This window comes from Rhizobium sp. NPDC090275 (assembly GCF_044772225.1).
In the GTDB taxonomy this organism is placed as follows: Bacteria; Pseudomonadota; Alphaproteobacteria; order Rhizobiales; family Rhizobiaceae; genus Rhizobium.
The window spans coordinates 86,474-105,042 of sequence record NZ_JBIVYL010000003.1 but is presented as its reverse complement, the minus strand read 5'-3'; the positions used below and the strand labels follow the sequence as shown (position 1 = coordinate 105,042).

Sequence of the window (18,569 nt, the reverse complement as noted above, 5' to 3'; positions counted from 1 at the left end):
CATGAGGTCGAGGAACTCAGGCAATATGGTGCTGATACCGTCATCATGGGCGAGCGCGAAATCGCCATGGGCATGCTTGACCGTCTCTCTCAAGTGCATCATGACAGTTCACCCTATGAAGTCGAGACCGAGGCTGGTATAAGCGCGGCCGAGGAAACGCCTTCTCCCGAGAAGCAATGAGAGAACTTTGCGCCGTTGAGCCGGTTCGAGATTGAAAATCCGCAGGACGACCAGATGAGGTTCGATACGCGCCGCATGACTGGTCGCGTTGCCGTCTCGCTGGCCGTCGCGATCTTCGCTTATCTCGGCCTGTTGTTCGGCGGCAATCTCGTGCTCGGCCCCGCGCGCGGCCCCAACAACGCATTCTCCTCTTCGAGCAAGGATAGCCAGCCGCTGCAGCTGAGCGCACGCGACGTCGTGCGCGGCGTGCTGGCAGCCGACCGCAAGGTCGCGCAGAAATACGCGACCTATGCTTCCGGCGACGCGGCGACCGCTGACCAGCAAGTCTTCGAGCGCCTGTCGCCCGGCTTCCTCCGGCTTTCGCAGTCCACTTCTCCCGCGTTTTACGCGGCTGACGCGAAGCCCTACGATTCGCATGGACCGCCCGCTTTCGCGGCCTGACGACACGCGCCTCGGCGCCTCCCATTGCATTTACGACACGCCTGCCTGCGCCTGAAGCGCAGGTTCAAGCGTTATCAAGGATAGACAACACAATGCGCACCTCACCATGGCTGGTGGCCACCTATACGGTGATCATTCTCCTCGGCATTCTGATCGCACTGCCGAATGCCCTACCGCAATCCACATTGCAGCGCCTTCCCTCGTGGCTCCCGCACCAGCAGGTCTCGCTCGGTCTCGACCTTCGCGGCGGCTCGCACCTCGTTCTCGAAGTCGATGAAGCCGACCTGACGCGCGAGCGTCTGCAGTCGCTTCTGCAGGACGCGCGCCGCGTGCTGCGCGAAAAGAACATCCAGCCGAAGTCGGTCGTTCGCAACCAGAATCAGATCGTCGTGACGCTGAACGACCAGGCGCAGACCGATGAAGCCGTCACGCAGCTGCGCACGCTGGGCAACACGATCGCAACCGGCATTTCCGCCGGCCAGTCGGACCTTTCGGTCACGACCAGCGGCGGCAACATCATCGTTGCCTTCTCAGCCGCCGGTATCTCCAGCAACGTCGACAGCGCCGTCCAGCAGAGCCTTGAAGTCATTCGCCAGCGCGTCGACCAGGTCGGCGTCGCCGAACCGACGATCCAGCGCATCGGCGGCAACCGCGTTCTCGTGCAGCTTCCGGGCGCACAGGATCCGACCCGTCTTCGCCAGCTTCTCGGCTCGACCGCCAAGATGTCGTTCCACATGCTCGCGCCGAACAACGCTCCCGGCCCCGGCGTGACGATGCTCAAGGACGATCAGGGCAATACCTATCCGGTTCTCGACCGTGTCGAAATCTCCGGTGACCGCCTGTCCGACGCCCGCGTCAGCTTTGACCAGAGCCAGCAGCCCGTCGTCAGCTTCCGCTTCGACAGCGCCGGCGCGACCCGCTTCGCTGACATCACCCGCCAGAACGTCGGCAATCCCTTCGCTATCGTTCTCGACGACAAGGTGTTGAGCGCCCCGGTTATCCGCGAGCCGATCACCGGCGGTTCCGGCCAGATCTCGGGCAACTTCTCGACCGATACGGCCAACACGCTTGCCGCCATGCTGCGCGCCGGCGCCCTGCCCGCCAAGCTCACCGTAATCGAAGAACGCACGGTTGGTGCCGACCTCGGCGCCGATGCGATCCAGATGGGTATCTATTCCGGTCTCGTCGGTTTTGTCCTCGTCGCAGCCTTCATCTTCCTGCTCTACGGAACCTGGGGCATTCTCGCCAACGTCGCGCTGCTCATCCACACGATCCTGACCTTCTCGGCACTGACGCTTGTCGGCGCCACGCTGACGCTGCCCGGCATCGCCGGCGTCGTGCTCGGCATTGGTCTTGCGGTTGACGCCAACGTTCTGATCAACGAGCGCATCCGTGAAGAAACCCGCAAGGGCAAGGGCTCGTTCGCGGCCATCGACACCGGCTTCCGCCGCGCCTACTCGACCATCATCGACGGCAACATGACGGCGCTTATCGCCGCCGCCATCCTGTTCTGGTTCGGCACCGGCCCGGTTCGCGGCTTCGCCGTCACCATGGCGCTCGGCCTGATCATCTCGATGTTCACCTCGGTCGCCTTCGTTCGCGTTTCGATGATCGAGATCACCCGCCGCTTCAAGCTGAAGACCATCAACATCAAGCCGCTGCTGCCGGTCTTCTACCCCTACGACAAGCACATCCAGTTCATGAAGGCGCGCTTCTTCGGCGTGACCGTCTCCGCGCTGCTGTCGGTCGCATCGGTCGTGCTCTTCTTCCATCCCGGCCTCAACTACGGCGTCGATTTCCGTGGTGGTATCCAGATGTCGGTGAAGACGCAGGAAGCAGCCGATCTCGCCAAGTTCCGCGAAGGCCTGAACAGCCTCGGCCTCGGCGAAGTGTCGCTGCAGTCCTATGGTGACAACAACACCATGGCCGTGCGCGCTCAGCGCCAGGACGGCGGTGAAGAGGCGCAGACGGCAGCCGTCACAAAGCTGAAGGACGAGATCGTCAAGATCGATCCATCCGCAACCGTGACCGGCACCGATGTCATCGGGCCGAAGGTCAGCGGCGAGCTTGCATGGGCGGGTATCCTGTCCGTCGTGATCGCCAGCCTCGCGATGCTGCTCTACATCTGGTATCGCTTCGAATGGCCGTTCGCGGTCGGCGCCATCGTCACGCTCATTCTCGACGTGACAAAATGCATCGGCTTCTTTGCTCTCACCGGGCTCGACTTCAACCTGACCGCCATCGCGGCGATCCTGACGCTGGTCGGCTACTCGGTGAACGACAAGGTCGTCGTTTACGACCGCATGCGTGAAAACATGCGCCTCTACAAGTCGATGCCGCTGCGCGAACTGATCGACAAGTCGATCAACGAAACCCTCGCCCGAAGCATCTACACCAACGTCACCGCCTTCCTCGCCCTGCTGCCGATGGCAATCTGGGGCGGCAGCGCGGTGGAAAGCTTCGCGATCCCGATGGTGTTCGGCATTCTCGTCGCCGCAGCATCGTCGGTGTTCATCGCGGCGCCGATCCTGCTCTTCCTCGGCGACTGGCGTACGCGCCACCGCGCCGCGGTTTCGAGCAACGACGACAAGGTCGACATCATTCCGCCGAGCTCGCGCAAGTCGGCCGGCTGATAAAGGATCGACCTTTTCAGGTTGCTTTCGTGAAATTGATGCGGGCGCCGGTTGCAGAACCGGCGCCCGCTTTCTATTCTCCGCCCGGGCTTAAATCCGGCGGACGAGACATGTCACCATCGACGACAGAGACCGACGAAACGCGCATCAAGCGCTTTCTCGCCATTGCCTCGCACGACCTGCAATCGCCGCTCAGGCACATCGCGATGTATGCGGAGATTTTGATCGACGAGATCGGCGACAGGATCGATGCCGAGCATCTGGAATACCTCAACACCATTCTTGCCAAGACGCAGGCCGCGCAGGAGCTGACCAAGGGGCTGATCAGCTTCGCCTCCGGCGCGCCGCGACTTGTGATCAGCGATGTCGATACCAAGCTGCTGGTTGCGCAGATCTGGGGGGAGCTGCGCTTCGAGGTCGATGCGCCCAAGGCCACGATCGAGACAGGCGACCTACCGGGCATCCGGACCGATGCAGGGATCCTGGGGCTGGTGCTGAAGAATGTGATGGCGAACGGGCTGATGCACCGCACGGATGCCGACGAGGCGTGCCGCCTGACGGTCGAGGCGGAAGTCGATGCCACGCATTGGACGATCCATATTTCAGACAACGGGCCGGGCATCGTGCCGGAACATCAGGAGAGCGTGTTCACCGCTTTCTGGAGCCTGCTGCCGGAGGGCGCCGCGAAAAGGCCGGGCCTGGGGTTGGCGGCCGCGCGCGAGCTGGTGACCGCGCTTGGTGGCACGATTTCACTCACATCACCGACGGAGATGGGAAGTCGGTTCACGATCCGGCTGCCGGTTTGACGACACGTCAGATGTTGTAATCGTCCTTCCAGACATCAGGCATGTCATAGCGAACATATTCGCGGATGATGTGCTGCAGCGTCTCGACGTCGATCTCGTCCTTGCCGATGCGGAAATCGACACCGTATTCCTGGAACTGCTGGAAGTAGCTGTCCGACACATCCATCGATATGACGCCGATCGGGCCGGTGAAGCTCGCGGCGCGAAGCTTCGGCACGGTCTCGCGAAAGTCCGCGTTCGGCAGCAGGCGGTTGTCGAGCAGGATCAGGTCGAACCTGTCGCTGCCGAGCTTTGCCAGCGCATCGCTGACCGATTGCGCATAGTCCATCTCGACCTTCGGCTCGGTGAGCGCCGCGACGGTCTTTTTCAAGGCGCGAAATTCGATGAATTCGTCATCGACGAACAGGATTTTTACCGCCTCGCCGCGAGCCGTCTCTGGTTTCACTTCAGCGTTTTCGGTCACGAAACAAGTCCCATGCGCAACGCCATCGCCACCATGTGGACGCGATTGACCGCGCCGAGCTTTCTGACCGACGCCGCGATATGCGAATTGACGGTGTGTTCCGACAGGCCGAGGATGATGGCGATTTCCGCCGATGTCTTGCCTTCACTGGTCCAGCGAACCACTTCATTCTCCCGTTGGGTCAAACGGCCTGACATTTCGTTGACCAGGATTTCTTCGTAGAACTTGTCGAATATCCGCATCGTGTCGAGCAGGATATCGGCGACTTCGCCCTGGTCCGGCTGCTGGCGCTTGCCGCTGAAGGCGACACAGTAGCGGCGCCCCTCGGGCGTGAAAAGCGGGATGAGCAGAAAGCTGTTGGTGTCGAACTCGTTGAGGACGAGATCGGGCGGGTAGCCCTGCAGATTGCCCGCCTTACCGCTCATGGGGGTTGCCAAGAACTGCGCGGCCTTGGATTTGATGAATCCGAGCGCGCGGCCCATGGCGTAGACGAAGAAGCCGGTCTGGCGTTCGGCGACATTGGTGATGATGATATCGCGCGCGCCGAAGGGCTGCGACGCCTCGGAGATGCGGGCGAGCGCGAAGCTGTCGAAGGCATAGTGATGCGCGGCCGCCTTCAGAAGTCGAAAGAAATCCGTGCGGTTGATCGCCCGCCCCAATTCCGGGCCAGCGTGAAATGGAAGTGCCATCGCGCTACTCATTCCGCATTCCTGCTTCTTGGCTCCTACGTGCCTCTGGTTACCGGTTGGGCAGCATCTCCGAACCCTGGAGACACGGGCCAGACTGATACAGTTAATGACCGAGTGCGGAGTTTCGAGGGAAACCGCCGCGACACGCCGATCACAAAATCGGCATGCGCCCTCCGTTTCCGCCCCCTACCCTCGGCATTCGCCTGTCCTACGCCGCCGGCGACGCGCCTCGCCTATAAGCGGGACGACAGACTTCAGTCACGGATTTTGCCGGGGTTGTTTCGTCAACAAAGTCAAACGGCTCTCCCCAGCATCGTCTCACACTGCTTCATTCGTATAGTGTGAAATGTAGCCAAAGTCGTGTCAATGAGACTTGCAACCATTGCGTCATAAATACCTAAGAAAGTCGATTGTCTTTGATGGACTATTGGCTGGGACGCACGAGTGCACTGAGGTCGATCGGCTTTTCGACGTATAGATCCGCCCCGCAGGCCAAGGCCCGCTCTCGATCCGCCGTCGCGTCCGAGCCGGAACAGACAGCGATTCGCATCGAGGCGAAGCGGTGATCCGCGCGCAGGCGCGTGACGAGGCCGATGCCGCTATCGACAGGCATATAGAGATCGACGATCAGGAGCGCCGGCAGCGTCGCTCCTTCGCAGAGCGCTTCGAAGGCGGCATCGGCGGCATGGAAGCAGGAAAGAGCGATGTCGGGGCGTTCCTTGCGGCAGACATATTGCGCGTAAAACAGGTCGTCGCGGCTGTCGTCTACGTAAAATACCGCCGGCATTGCCACCCCCCGTGCTCGCGCCGGCGCTCCGTTCGACCGCAGGGCACAGCATCCGTAACAGGCATATTGCCGGTCGGCGCCGAAGCCGCAACTATCGCGACAGATGTATATTGAATAATTTTCAATTCTGGAAATAGTAACCGCCGGACGGGAGAGCAACGCGTGGTGAAGCCGATCATTGGTCGAAGGACGAGTGCCCCCTGGCGCCAGGAACGACACCGTTTGACGACGATCGTGCTCGGCGTGCTGCTGCTCATGCTGGGCGCCGTGATCCTTCTCGCCTGGGTGCGGCAGATCGAGCCTCTTCTTTTCCTGATACCGGGTTCGCCTGCGATGGCGATCAACACAGCGATCTGTTTCTGTTTGACCGGGATCGCGCTTGTCATCTCGGTCTACACCGGCGCCAATGCGCGGCTCGCCGCTTTCCTGCTGTTTTCGCTCGCCGCCGCGATGAGTGGAGTGCGGCTGATCGAGCTGACATTCGTCGGACGGCAGCCGCAGATCATGGAGCGCTTTCTGGCCGGCATTTTCGTCGATCCGGCATTCTTTGGCCGCGTCGGCGGCGGCATGGCGCTGAACACCGCCGTGGTCATGTTCTTCTCCAACCTCGCTCTCGCGCTCACCCCGCCGGACCAGAAGGGCAAGGCGCGGCTGTTCGAGGAACTTGTCGGCTATGTGGTGATCGGCCTCGGCATCGCGGCCCTTGCCGGATACGCGATGCATACCGAGCACATCTATCGCTGGGGATCGAACATCGGCATGGCGGTGCATACCGCCGCCGGCGTGACGCTGCTCGGCTCGGCGATGCTGGTGCGGTCCTGGTGGCTGCAGCCGGATCATCATGGCGGCATGCCCGTCTGGCTGCCGGGTGCGCTGTGCTTCATCGGGCTGATGATCGATCTCTACACCCCGCTCGGGGTGGTGAACGGCATGATCTATGTGCCGCTGATCCTGACCTCGCTGTGGTTCAACAGCCGCACGGCACCGTTCAACCTGGCCTTCGTCTGCTCCATCCTGATCCTGCTCGGCTTTCTTGCTGTCGATCGGCATGGCGAAGGCTATGGCTACGAGGCGACGAACCGCGCCATCACCGTCGGCATGCTCTGGCTGGTGGCAACCTTCGTGTTCTTCTTCCAGCGCAAGAGCGACAGCCTGGATGCCGAGCGCATCCGCTTCGACACGGTGACGCGCAACACGCCGAACGCGATCGTCGCCATGGACCCGCAGGGCAAGATCTCGCTGTTCAATCCGGCGGCGGAAGAGATGTTCGACCGGACGTCGAGGGAGGCGATCGGAGAGAGCGTCCATATACTGCTGCCGGAGACCTTTCATGCGGGGCTCGACGACTATTTTCGGCGATCGCTGCTCTTGAGCGAGGAAGGCGGGACCGGGACGACCGGTACCATCTCCGGCATCCGGCGCAATGGCGAGACATTCCCACTCGATGTGTCGCTGAGCGCCTTCCGGACGGGGCCGACGGTTACCTTCGTCGCAATTCTGCGCGACATCAGCCTGCGGGTGCAGCAGGAGGAACAGCTGCGGACGATGTTCCGCCAGCTTCAGGCCTATACCGCCGATCTGGAGCGCAGCAATTCCGATCTCGACGAGTTCGCCTATATCGCCTCGCATGACCTGAAGGAACCGCTGCGTGGGATGCACAACCATTCCCGCTTTCTGCTCGAGGATTACGAGACGGTGCTCGACGAGGACGGCGTGCGCCGCATCAACCGCATTGTCCGGCTCAGCCAGCGTATGGAGAAGCTGGTCAATGACCTGCTCTATTTCTCGCGCATCGGGCGCCAGCAGCTGGCGGTGAAGCGCACCGACGTCCATGCCATCGTCAAGGACGTGGTCTCGACCATGGAGCTTTATCTGGAAGAGCGGCGGGCGAAGGTGCTGGTCGAGGGCCAGCTTCCCGAGGTCGTCTGCGATTCGCTGCGGCTGACCGAGGTCTACCGCAACCTGATCACCAATGCCGTGAAATACAACGACAAGCCCGAGCCGATCGTGACCGTCGGCCACGTCGGCGAGCTTGTCGGCGAAGACGGGCGCCGGACGAGCGACGTCTATTTCGTGCGCGACAACGGCAAGGGCATTCCCCGCGAGTTTCACGAGGATATCTTCCGCATCTTCAAGCGGCTGGAAAAGACGCAGGAATCGGACGACGGCACCGGCGCCGGGCTGACCTTCGTGCGCAAGATCATCGGCCGTCACGAGGGCGACGTCTGGCTGGAGTCAGAGGTTGGCCAGGGCACAACGTTCTATTTTACATTGGGTCACAAGCGCGAGGGGCAGCATGCAGCACCGTGAATCACAGCCGATCCTGATCGTCGAGGACAGCGAGGACGACTACGAAGCAACGATCCGCGCCTTCAAGCGCGCCAAGCTGAAGAACCCAGTGCAATGGGCGCCATCGGGCCAGCAGGCGCTGGATCTGCTGGCGACGATGGAAACACGGCCGGGTCTCATCCTGCTGGACCTCAACATGCCGGGGCTCGATGGCCGCAAGACGCTGGAGGCGATCAAGTCCAACCCGGCGTGGCGTAAGATCCCTGTGGTGATCCTGACCACGTCGGACGACGAGCGCGATATCGAGGGCTGCTACGCGCTCGGCGCCAACACCTATGTCCAGAAGCCTGTCGATCTCGACGGTCTGTTCGCGGCGATCCAGAGGCTGAAGGAATACTGGTTCGAGATCGCCATATTGCCTCTGGAGGGGTGATCATGGCCGAGGGCAGCGCGGTACTTGTTATCGACGACAATATCGACGACCGCGAGGTTTACCGGCGAATGCTGGCGCGCGCGCCGGGCGCCAACTACGTGGTCTACGAGGCTGAGAACGGCGACGAGGGCATAGCGCTCAACGCGCAGAAGCGGCCGGATTGCGTGTTGCTCGACTACTCGCTGCCGGGCCGCGACGGCGTCGGCGTACTCGAGGAGATATTGAAGCTCGATCCCTCCGCCAACGTGATCATGCTGACGGGCCAGGGCAGCGAGACGATCGCCGTCGAGGTGATGAAGGGCGGCGCGCGGGATTACCTCACCAAGGACACGCTTTCGCCAGAGACGCTGCACCGCTGCATCCAGAGCGCCATCATGCATGGCGATCTCGCGGCCAAGCTGGAGCAGAAGCAGCAATCGCTCGAGATCTTCACCCGCGCCATGGCCCATGACCTGAAGGAGCCGCTGAGGACGATCAAGTCGTTCAGCAGGCTGCTGCAGGCTTCGCCCTCGCTGGCGCATGACGATCACGATCTGCTCGGCTATGTGCTTAGTGCGGCCGACCACATGGAGGAGCTGATCGTCAAGGTGTCGGGCTTTTCGAAGCTCGAGACCTCCGGCGATCTTGAGGCCAAGCCGGTGTCACTGTCCGCGATCGTCGACCAGGTGGAGCGCAATCTGCGCGAACAGATCAGCAGCCGTGGTGCCGAGATCGAGCGCGGCCCCTTGCCCCAGGTGATGGGCGACGGGACGCTTCTGGTGCAGATGCTGCAGAACATCATCTCCAACGCCATCAAATATTGCGAGGCCAAGGTGCCGCGCGTGCGAATCTCGGCACAAGGCGAAGGCACGCTCTGCCGGATCGCAGTCAGCGATAATGGACCCGGCATCGCGCGCGATCATCGCGAACTGATCTTCCAGCCCTTCAAGCGGCTGGTCGGGCGCGGCATCGAGGGGACGGGGCTCGGGCTGGCGATCTGCCGGCGGATCGCGCAGCTGCATGGCGGCGCCATCTGGTGCGAGGATGCCGATGGTGGCGGCACGACCTTCATCATGGAGCTGCCGCTGGCCTTGATTGAGACGGACAGGGCGCCCAAGGGGGCGGCAAACCCGCGGCAAGAAGAGCAGCGCGCAGATAGAATCGGCCGTGTGGCCGAGGTTCTGCTGGTCGAAGACAGCCCGGCAGATGTGCAGCTTTTGAAGATCAAGCTGATGAAGCGCGAGAAGGTGACGTTCAACCTGCATCTCGCTTCGAACGGTCTTGAGGCGATGCGGCTTCTTCAGGAGCGGGCAACCGGTGGTCACGATCCTTTGATCGACCTCATCCTGCTCGATATCAACATGCCGATCATGGATGGGTTCGAGGTTTTGGAGGCGCTTTCGCGCGACGCGCGGCTGAGGACGATACCGGCCTTCATCCTAAGCACATCAAGCGATGAAGACGACATGCAGCGCGCGAAAGCATTGGGTGCGTGCGCCTATATGATCAAGCCGCCGACGCGACAGCAGCTGGAACTTGCGCTGCGGGATGTTCAGACTTTGGATTTGCAGCCTTGCGGAGATGCCCTAATTCTCTATGGAGAGCAAACAAGGCACCAAGCAAACGCAACGATATGACTGTTATCCTCACCTTCATCTCCGCGCTCCTTCTGTACCCAATGCAATCCGGGCTCCCCTCAATGGCTTCAGGCATACACCACATCACGCTGCTGACCCGAAAGGTGCAGGCGAACGTCGACTTCTACGCCGGCTTTCTCGGCATGCGGCTGGTCAAGCAGACGGCCGGCTTCGAAGACGCGACGCAGTTGCACCTCTTTTACGGTGACGCGGAAGCCACGCCGGGCTCGCTCGTGACATTCCTTGTCTGGGAAGACGGCGCGCCTGGCCGTGCCGGCTTCGGGCAATTGAGCGAACTGGCACTGGCGATCGACCCTTCCAGCATCGGCTACTGGCTGACGCGGGCGATGAGCTTCGGCGTCCGCACGGAAGGTCCGGCCGACGAATTCGGCGAGCCGGTGCTGCGCCTGAAGGATCCGGACAACATCATCGTCAAGCTTGCCGGCACGCCGGCGCTGAAATCGCCTGCTCCCTGGCATGGCGCCGGCATTCCGGTCGAGCACGCCGTGCAGCGCGTGCGCGGAACGACGATGCTGACCGAGGAACCGGAAAAGAGCCGCGCCTTCGTCGAGAGCCATTTCGGCTATCGCTTCCAGGAAAACCGCGGCAATATCGACCGACTGGTCTCGCAGTCCGGCGACATCGTCGACATCAGGAACGCCAAGGGGTTCTGGTCGAGCGCGCCGGGGACCGGCACCTTTGACCACGTGGCCTTCCGCGCGGAGGACGACGCGGCGCTTTCAAAGGTTCATGATGCGCTGAAGAGCGAGGGTTCGAGCGCGTCTGATATCAACGTGCATGACCGCAAGTATTTCCGCTCGCTCTATGTGCGCGAACCTGGTGGCACGCTGATCGAGCTCGCGACCGACAAGCCGGGCATGACCGTAGACGAGCCGGCGGCGACGCTTGGCGAAAAGCTGTTCGTGCCGAAGGACCCGATCACCGATCTCAAGGACCTGAAGGTGGTTCTGCCGCAGTTTTCGATGCCGGGCGAACCCCGGGTCAACTATCGCGAGCTGCCCTTCGTGCACCGCTTCTATACGCCGCCGAACCCTGACGGCACCGTTCTGGTGCTGCTGCATGGCTCGGGTGGCAACGAGACGACGTTGATGCCGCTGCTGCACAAGGTGGCGCCGCGCGCGACGCTGCTCGGTGTGCGCGGACGCGCGACGGAGGAAGGCATTCCGCGCTGGTACAAGCGCATCACGCCGTTCTCCTTCGACCAGCAGGACATCAAGAACGAGGCCGAGGCTTTCGCGGCCTTCATCGACGGCGCGGTCAAATCCTATGGGCTCGATCCGAAAAAGCTCGTCTATGTCGGCTATTCCAACGGCGCCAATCTTCTGAACTCGCTTCTCTACCTGCACCCGAATCTCGTTCACAAAGCGGTTCTGCTGCGCTCCATGCCTGTGCTCAGCGAATTTCCGCATGCGGACCTGAAGGGCACCGATCTGCTTGTCATCAGCGGCAAGACGGACGCTTATGGGAAATATGCAAGCGACCTCGAAACACGGCTGAAGACATCAGGCGCAACGGTCGATTCGACCGTCATTCCGACGGGGCACCTGCTTGGCGATGACGATGTTCCGGTCATTCAGAAGTGGCTGACGCACGAGGAATAGCGCGTCAGCGAGCCGGCCGGCGGAGCTTCATCCACTGCGGGCAGGACACACCCGCTGGTCGTATTCTGTAATCTCTACTCGGACCCGTCGCATTGTTCCAAGTCATGCGGCGGGTTTTTCTCTGGCAAAAACGTTCGATCCGGCCGGTCTTCTTGCTCGATATTGGTCCGGCGAGAACAGCTGTCTTTTACCTCTCAGCCATTTCGCCAGTGCGAAGAAGCGCAATGCGGCCATGAGAAAACGACGCAAGCAACGTTATTGCACTTCCATATATTTTTATATTCTCAATACTTAAATCGGAATTATTTCGACAATAGTCAGAAGCAAACAAACAGAATTTCGACTTTGTGAATATTAAATAAACACGAATTATTACAATTACTTTTGTTAATTCCAGAAATAATATCGCATCAATATCACCTGCCTGCGATTAATAATATACCAGCAAGAAATCACCACATTGTTTTGGTTTTTCAGCAAACTGTATTGGTTTGCTGCAACGCAAAATGTTTCTTGCCGAGGTTGGGGGAGCGCCCTACCCTTTCCCCGACATCGACTGCAGAAGGGAACCCGAATGCCTCCTCAGCCCGTGGACATCAGCCTGATCATCTCGTCGAGAAATCGGGCTTATGGACTGACGAACTGCCTGGATGCCGTATCGAATGCCGCGCGCCAGGCCAGCGATCTGAGCCTGGAACTCGTCTTCGTCGACAATGGTTCCACCGACAACACGTCCGCGATCGTCAGCGAATGGGCAAAGACGGCGCCGATCAGCACCAATCTCGTCTACGAAGCGAAGCCCGGTCTTTCGGTTGCGCGCAATAGCGGGCTGGCTGCCGCCACGGGCCGGATCATCGCTTTCACGGATGATGATTGTGAAGTGTTTCCCGATTATTTCACAGTGATCGCATCGCTCTTTGCCGCCGACACCGACATCGTCATGCGCGGTGGCCGCATCGAGCTTGGCGACGCACGCGATCTGCCGGTCACGATCAAGCCCGAGCTGGAGCCTGCCGTGCTGACCAGCGAGCTGCATGCCGGCGGGTTCATCCATGGCGCCAACATGGCGTTTCCACGCGCGCTGATCGAGAAGGTCGGCCTGTTCGACACGCGCTTTGGCGCCGGCTCGCCCTTCCGCTCCGGCGAGGACACAGACTACGTGCACCGCGCCTTCAATTCCGGCATCCGCGTCGAATACATTCCGGATTTCGCGGTGAAGCATTTCCATGGGCGCCGGGAGCTCGGCGACGTGAAGAAGCTGCAGAGCGGCTATGCCTTCGGCAACGGCGCGCTCTACGCCAAATACCTCTTCGACCGCCGCTCGAACATGCGCGGCATGCTGCGCTGGGACATTCGCCAAGCCGTGCTGGAGGCAATGGGCCGCTGCAAGCTCAGCGACGAGCTAGGGCTCACCTATCGCAGCCAGCTCAGAGACAATTTCACCGGCATGGTCGCCTATTGGCGCGGCCAGAAGACGGGCCGGGCCGCTTGAGCGGTCCCGAGCCCCGGAAGCATTGCGCCTCAGCGCCCAATCGATTGGATACTGAATGACAGATACGGCAATTGGCCACGCCGAGCTGAAGAAGAAGACCGCGCTTTCCGTCCTCTGGTCGGTCATCCGCGTGGCGTGGAGCACGGTTGCGACCTTCGTGATCTTCGTCATTCTCGCCCGCATTCTCGGACCCGGCGACTTCGGCACCTTCGCGCTCGCGAGCCTGTTCGTCGAGATCGGCCGGGTGCTTGCCTATGCCGGCCTCGGTGACGCGGTGACGCGGCAGCTCGATCTGGACGAGGAACTGGCCGATACCGCTTTCTGGGCGACCATTGCCTTCAGCGCCATCGTCGCCGCCGTCGTCTTCGTCTTCGCGCCCTATTACGGCGATCTCGTCCGCGACCCGAAAGTCGCCGAGATCCTGCGCTGGTTGGCGCCGCTGCTGCCGGTGTCGTCGCTTGCGGTCATCCACAATGCGCGGCTGGCCCGCGAATTCGGCCACAAGAACCTCGCGGCCCAGGCGATTGCCGCCAGCCTGCTTTCCGGCATCACCGCCGTCGCCTGCGCCTTCATGGGCTGGGGCGTGTGGGCTCTGGTCGCCCAGACCGCCGTCAATGCCGTCGTCACGGTGCTGCTCGGCTGGGTCGCCTATCCCTGGATGCCGAAGTTCCGCTTCAACGTGCCGCTGTTCCGCTCGGTCTTCCTGTTCAGCATCAGCCTTGTCGTCACGCAGTTGATGTGGATGCTGCTTGCCCGCGTGCAGGACATCTTCATTTCGCGCTGGTACGGCCCGGTCGAAGTCGGCCGCTACCGTATTGCCTGGCGCCTGATCGAGCTGATCGGACAGGCGGTCCTTGCGCCGATCGGCAGTGTGGCGCTGGTGACGCTGTCGCGACTGCAGAACGACCGCGTCGCCTTCCGCAACGCCTATAACAAGATCGTCGGCGCCGCCGCACTCGGCACCATTCCGCTGCTGCTCGGCTTCGGCGCTCTGTCCAACGACATGATCGCCATGCTGTTCGGCGACAAGTGGGGCAATGCCGGCGACATCGCCACAGTGCTCGTGCTGATGGCCGTGCCCTTCGTGATGAACTTCTTCGCCTCGTCGGCGCTGTCCGCCGTCAACCGTGCGGAATCGATCCTCTCGGTGGCTGCCCTGCAGCTCGCCGCGACGCTGGTGCTGACTTGGCTGCTCGTGCCCTATGGCGTGGTTGCCGTTGCGGCCGGCTATACGCTGCGCGCCTGGCTGACGCTGCCCTACCAGCAGTACGTGCTGGCCCGCTTCGCCAACATCGATGCGATGAGCACGCTGAAGGCCGTGGCGCTGCCGCTCTGCGGCTCGCTGCTGATGGCAGCCGGCGTCTGGCTCGCTCATCCTGTCATCGTCGAGCATATCCAGAACCGCTGGCTGTCGCTCGGCCTCAGCATCGGCCTCGGCGCGGTGATCTACCTCGCCTTCCTGCCGATCTTCGGCCGGTCGGTCATCCGCCCCTACATCGCGCTTGCAATGTCGCTCAATCCGTTTCGCAAACACGCGCAGGCCTGAGCCCGCGCAATAACTTTCGGACCTCTTGTCCCTAAAACAAGGAGCCTTCAATGGAATCTAACCTGACGATCATCAACCGCCTGCAGGGCGTGATCGAGAAGAACCTGTCTGACGTTTTCGACCCCTCGGAGCGTTATGCGCTTCTCGACTTTCCGAACCATTACAATATCGGCGACAGCGCGATCTGGCTGGGCGAGCTTGCATACTTCGACAAGAAGCGCTCGCGCCCGTCCTATGTCACCGAAATCCCGACCTTCGACGAGGACCGCATGCTCGGCGCCATTGGCGACGGCCGGATCTTCCTGCATGGCGGCGGCAATTTCGGTGACATCTGGGCCGGCTACCGTCAGTTCCGCGAAAACATGCTGGAGCGGCACAAGGGACGGCCGATCGTGCAACTGCCGCAGACCATCCATTTCAAGGATCAGGCCAACGTCGACAGCACGGCACGCGCCATCGAGAAGCACGGCCAGTTCACGCTTCTCGTGCGCGACAAGAAGAGCCTTGCCTTCGCACAGCGCTGGTTCCAGTGCGAGACGCGCCTCTGCCCCGACATGGCCTTCTGCATCGGCCCGGTCGCAAAGCCGGTGCCGCAGCATGAGCTGCTCTTGAACCTGCGCGAAGACCAGGAAGTCGGCACGCCGCAGGACCTGACGGCAGCGACGCAGCGCCCGGGTACCGTGAAATCGGATTGGCCGGATGAGCCCGCCGATTTCCAGAAGCAGACCAAGCATGCGGCCATCCTGAAGGGGCTGCTCTCGGGCAAGATCGGTGGCCGCGCGCGGATGACGGAACTCGCCTATCGTGAGCGCGCGCAGCAGCGTTTCGACCGCGGCGTGGCGCTCTTGGGCTCTGCACGGCAGGTCATCACCGACCGCATGCACGGCCATATCATGTGCGTGCTGATCGGCGCCGACCATTGCGTGCTCGACAACAGCTACGGCAAGACCAGCAGCTTCATCGAAGCCTGGAATACCTGCAACACGGAGAAGGCGGAACTGGCAGCGACCGTCGACGAGGCGCTCGATATTCTCGACGCACGGCGCATGCAGAAGCAGGCCGCTGTCGCCTAAGGCAGTTACCCTCGCCGGGCGATCATGATCCCGGCGAGGACCACCAGACCGCCGATCGCCTGCATGGGGCCGATCGGCTCGCTGAGCAGGATCCATGCGAGGATCGCGGCCACGACCGGCTGCAGGAGCAGCGTCAGCGACGAGAAGGCGGCCGGCAGATAGGCCAGCGCATAGGTGATCGCCACCTGCCCGCTGGCGTGGCTGATGAAGGCGAGGCCGAAGACCATGGCCCAGCCATAGGCCGTGGTCGGCATGAGATGACCTTCGACGAAGAAGCCGAACGGAAACAGGCAGACGGCGGCCGACGCCGTGCTCCAGAGCATGATGCGAACCGTATCGAAGCGCGTGCGCAGCCTGCCGATGGCGAGGATGTATAGCGCATAGGCGACTGCCGCCAGAACGGCGCCGCCATCGCCCAGCAGATCACCCTGGCCGAGTGCCGCAGGACCGCCCTTGAGGATGACGACGCCGACGATCGCCAGCAGCAATCCTGCCACGAACACGCGCGTGACGGCAGCACCCATGAAGAGCACACCGATGATGGTGACGAAGACCGGCGCCAGATTGGCAAGCAGCGTCGCATTGGCGACGGATGTGATCGTGATCGACAGGTGCCAGGTGATGAGGTCGACGGCGAGAATGACGCCGGGCAGGATGAGCATGCCGCGATCGGCCCAGGTCTCGGGCTTAGGGCCGGTCGCGCCACCCTTGATCAGCGAGAAGATGTAGATCGGGAAGAAAGCCAGCGCCACGCGCCAGAAGCCCGTTGCCATCGGCCCCACTTCCGACAGCCGCACGAAAATCGGCGAGCCGCCGATCGCGGCGCCACCGAGGATCAGCGCGGCAAGCGCGAAACGTTGCGAGGGAGCGGATTGCGGGAGGGCGGAGGAGACTTGCGACATGGCGTACCGTGCTTGCGGCGTCGGGTGCGATCGAGCGGCGCCATCATGCACCGCAAGTAGCAGAAGCAGCGGCCTGAGAATAGCCCGGGAACGACAGGCTCGGTCGATATCGTCGCCGGCGTGGCTCGCGCGACGCCGGCACCAGTATAATGGGTCAGCCGGAGATGACTGTCGCGAATTCCGGATTGCCGCGGATCGTGTTGCTGACCGTGCAGATCTCGTCTTCAGCGGCGTGGGCGATCTTCTGGCGGGTCTCTTCGTCAATGTCGCCCTTGATGGAGAAGACGATGTTGAAGGTCTTGACCCGCGACAGGCCTTCGGTGGCCTTCTCGCCGGTGACGTCGGCCTTGAGTTCGGTGATGCGATCGAGAACGCCGAGCTGGCTTGCCGCCATGCGTGCGCTCAGGACCAGGCAGGCCGAGAGCGAGGAGTAGAGAAGGTCCAGCGGGTTAAAACCCGGTTGCGACGGGCTGGTGACGATGTCGATCTCGCCGCCGGTGGCAGAGGTGACATGCGGGAAGCCGGTGCGGCCGAGAACGGCGCTGGCGCCAACGGGACGAGTGCGAACCTTTAGGTCGGCCATGAGTTATTCCTCGGAGATGATTCGTGAATGTAGATAGGAGCTTCGATTGGCCGGCGCAACGCGCTTTTCGCCGCTGATGCAATCGCAATCCACAAAGGTGCGGTTCGCTGCAACCAAGGAAGGAAATCGGCATGAAATGCCGATTCGGGACACCTTGAGAGGCGAAAGGTCAAGCTGAGTTAGACATCCCCATTTCTAGGGATAGCCCGGCATCAGCCTCGCAATGCAATATGATTTCGCACTAAAACAGAAATGACTATCGGAGTGATCCATGCGAGAACTTGAGACAGTTGCTGTTGCACCCAACGTCGTCTTCGAAAGCGCGCCGTTCGGTTACGTCCGCAAGGTCTATGTCGATGATGAAGCCTGTTGGGGCCTGTTCGACCAGGATGGCGATGTGATCTTCGTCGGCGATGCGCCGATCGACTGCCATTCCTATGCAGCCAAGGAGCATATACGCGTTCAGGTCGTTCACTGATCCGCCGTCCACGGCGCCGTCCCCAAGAACGAGCGCCGCAGGGGTAAGCGAAGACCTTAGCGATAGGACGGCGTCGATGGCGTCATGGCCACCTGTTCGCCGGAGAAGATGACGAAGGCGAACAGCAGGACGCCGATGAATGTGATGATCGAGGCGATTGCCACGACGGGTTCCATCGCCATGTTGCCAAGCAACATCAGATAGAGGCTCGGAACCATCAGCGTAACGCCCGCGGTATAGATGCCGTACTGGATCATCGCGATCCGACGTTCGGCCTTGCGCGGGTTGAGCGCATAATAGCCTCCGAAGAGCGCCATCGTCACCCAACCCAAGAGATTACAGTGTGCATGAGCGCCGATCACGCTGTGATCCTGCGAGATTGCCATGTTCAGGCCCATTCCGATACCAAGGATCAGGAACAGAATGGCCGTCTTGAAATATAGATGCGAGATGCGTGGCATGTGAATCTCCCCTCTTTTCGGCAAGGGTAATATTACCACTCCAGGGGCGAGTTGAGAACGACGCCATTATCAGTA

The 18,569-nt window shown here is 61.6% G+C and carries 18 protein-coding genes; 12 read left to right on the top strand and 6 right to left on the bottom strand.

Annotated features, from left to right (window positions below; translation table 11 throughout):
• The first annotated feature begins 45 nt into the window (after nucleotides 1–45).
• From ACIQUB_RS08455 to ACIQUB_RS08440, 4 genes are all read left to right on the top strand, one after another.
• Complete coding sequence (locus tag ACIQUB_RS08455) at nucleotides 46–180, top strand: hypothetical protein (protein WP_402929483.1); 135 nt, start codon at nucleotides 46–48, stop codon at nucleotides 178–180.
• Between the two features lie 54 nt (nucleotides 181–234).
• Nucleotides 235–621 (top strand): hypothetical protein, encoded by a 387-nt coding sequence (locus ACIQUB_RS08450; protein WP_113235540.1) that lies wholly within the window; start codon nucleotides 235–237, stop codon nucleotides 619–621.
• A 92-nt stretch (nucleotides 622–713) separates the two neighbouring features.
• Nucleotides 714–3,254, top strand: coding sequence for a protein translocase subunit SecD (gene secD, locus ACIQUB_RS08445; protein ID WP_402929259.1), 2,541 nt, complete (start codon nucleotides 714–716; stop codon nucleotides 3,252–3,254).
• Between the two features lie 110 nt (nucleotides 3,255–3,364).
• Entirely contained in the window at nucleotides 3,365–4,060 is a 696-nt protein-coding gene (locus tag ACIQUB_RS08440) for an ATP-binding protein (RefSeq protein WP_113235462.1), read from the top strand.
• Nucleotides 4,061–4,067: 7 nt separating this feature from the next.
• On the opposite strand, the gene ACIQUB_RS08435 is transcribed toward ACIQUB_RS08440, so the two are convergent.
• From ACIQUB_RS08435 to ACIQUB_RS08425, 3 genes are all read right to left on the bottom strand, one after another.
• Nucleotides 4,068–4,505 carry a response regulator gene (locus ACIQUB_RS08435; RefSeq protein ID WP_113235539.1) on the bottom strand — a complete coding sequence of 146 codons (438 nt, stop codon included), beginning with the start codon at nucleotides 4,503–4,505 and terminating at the stop codon, nucleotides 4,068–4,070.
• A 14-nt stretch (nucleotides 4,506–4,519) separates the two neighbouring features.
• Entirely contained in the window at nucleotides 4,520–5,224 is a 705-nt protein-coding gene (locus tag ACIQUB_RS08430; protein WP_113235461.1) for a helix-turn-helix transcriptional regulator, read from the bottom strand.
• 412 nt (nucleotides 5,225–5,636) lie between these two features.
• Complete coding sequence (locus tag ACIQUB_RS08425) at nucleotides 5,637–5,999, bottom strand: response regulator (RefSeq protein ID WP_113235460.1); 363 nt, start codon at nucleotides 5,997–5,999, stop codon at nucleotides 5,637–5,639.
• Between the two features lie 255 nt (nucleotides 6,000–6,254).
• Here ACIQUB_RS08425 and ACIQUB_RS08420 point away from each other — a divergent pair, with 255 nt between their 5' ends.
• From ACIQUB_RS08420 to ACIQUB_RS08390, 7 genes are all read left to right on the top strand, one after another.
• A complete protein-coding gene (locus ACIQUB_RS08420; RefSeq protein ID WP_402929454.1) occupies nucleotides 6,255–8,309 on the top strand; it encodes an ATP-binding protein in 2,055 nt (684 codons plus the stop codon).
• Nucleotides 8,296–8,721 carry a response regulator gene (locus ACIQUB_RS08415; RefSeq protein WP_018898394.1) on the top strand — a complete coding sequence of 142 codons (426 nt, stop codon included), beginning with the start codon at nucleotides 8,296–8,298 and terminating at the stop codon, nucleotides 8,719–8,721. Before ACIQUB_RS08420 ends, ACIQUB_RS08415 begins: the two co-directional genes overlap by 14 nt.
• Nucleotides 8,722–8,723: 2 nt before the next feature.
• Entirely contained in the window at nucleotides 8,724–10,337 is a 1,614-nt protein-coding gene (locus ACIQUB_RS08410; RefSeq protein ID WP_113235458.1) for a response regulator, read from the top strand.
• A gap of 62 nt (nucleotides 10,338–10,399) precedes the next feature.
• Nucleotides 10,400–11,959, top strand: a complete 1,560-nt coding sequence (locus ACIQUB_RS08405) for a VOC family protein (RefSeq protein ID WP_113235538.1) — start codon at nucleotides 10,400–10,402, stop codon at nucleotides 11,957–11,959.
• 574 nt (nucleotides 11,960–12,533) lie between these two features.
• The gene (locus ACIQUB_RS08400; RefSeq protein WP_113237563.1) at nucleotides 12,534–13,451 is read left to right on the top strand and encodes a glycosyltransferase family 2 protein; all 918 of its coding nucleotides are present in this window, start codon (nucleotides 12,534–12,536) and stop codon (nucleotides 13,449–13,451) included.
• Nucleotides 13,452–13,506: 55 nt separating this feature from the next.
• The gene (locus tag ACIQUB_RS08395; RefSeq protein WP_047507343.1) at nucleotides 13,507–14,997 is read left to right on the top strand and encodes a lipopolysaccharide biosynthesis protein; all 1,491 of its coding nucleotides are present in this window, start codon (nucleotides 13,507–13,509) and stop codon (nucleotides 14,995–14,997) included.
• A gap of 50 nt (nucleotides 14,998–15,047) precedes the next feature.
• On the top strand, nucleotides 15,048–16,070 hold the full coding sequence (locus ACIQUB_RS08390) for a polysaccharide pyruvyl transferase family protein (RefSeq protein WP_047507341.1): 1,023 nt from the start codon (nucleotides 15,048–15,050) through the stop codon (nucleotides 16,068–16,070).
• Nucleotides 16,071–16,075: 5 nt separating this feature from the next.
• Here the strand turns inward: ACIQUB_RS08390 and ACIQUB_RS08385 are convergent, their stop codons facing one another.
• Both ACIQUB_RS08385 and ACIQUB_RS08380 read right to left on the bottom strand, forming a co-directional pair.
• Nucleotides 16,076–16,972, bottom strand: a complete 897-nt coding sequence (locus tag ACIQUB_RS08385) for a DMT family transporter (RefSeq protein WP_113237562.1) — start codon at nucleotides 16,970–16,972, stop codon at nucleotides 16,076–16,078.
• A 154-nt stretch (nucleotides 16,973–17,126) separates the two neighbouring features.
• Nucleotides 17,127–17,555, bottom strand: a complete 429-nt coding sequence (locus ACIQUB_RS08380) for an OsmC family protein (protein WP_113237561.1) — start codon at nucleotides 17,553–17,555, stop codon at nucleotides 17,127–17,129.
• Nucleotides 17,556–17,826: 271 nt separating this feature from the next.
• On the opposite strand from ACIQUB_RS08380, the gene ACIQUB_RS08375 reads away from it, so the two are divergent.
• Entirely contained in the window at nucleotides 17,827–18,033 is a 207-nt protein-coding gene (locus tag ACIQUB_RS08375; RefSeq protein WP_047507335.1) for a hypothetical protein, read from the top strand.
• 56 nt (nucleotides 18,034–18,089) lie between these two features.
• Here the strand turns inward: ACIQUB_RS08375 and ACIQUB_RS08370 are convergent, their stop codons facing one another.
• Nucleotides 18,090–18,494: a hypothetical protein gene (locus ACIQUB_RS08370; protein WP_111561686.1), complete on the bottom strand. Its 405-nt coding sequence runs from the start codon at nucleotides 18,492–18,494 to the stop codon at nucleotides 18,090–18,092.
• Nucleotides 18,495–18,569: the final 75 nt, after the last annotated feature.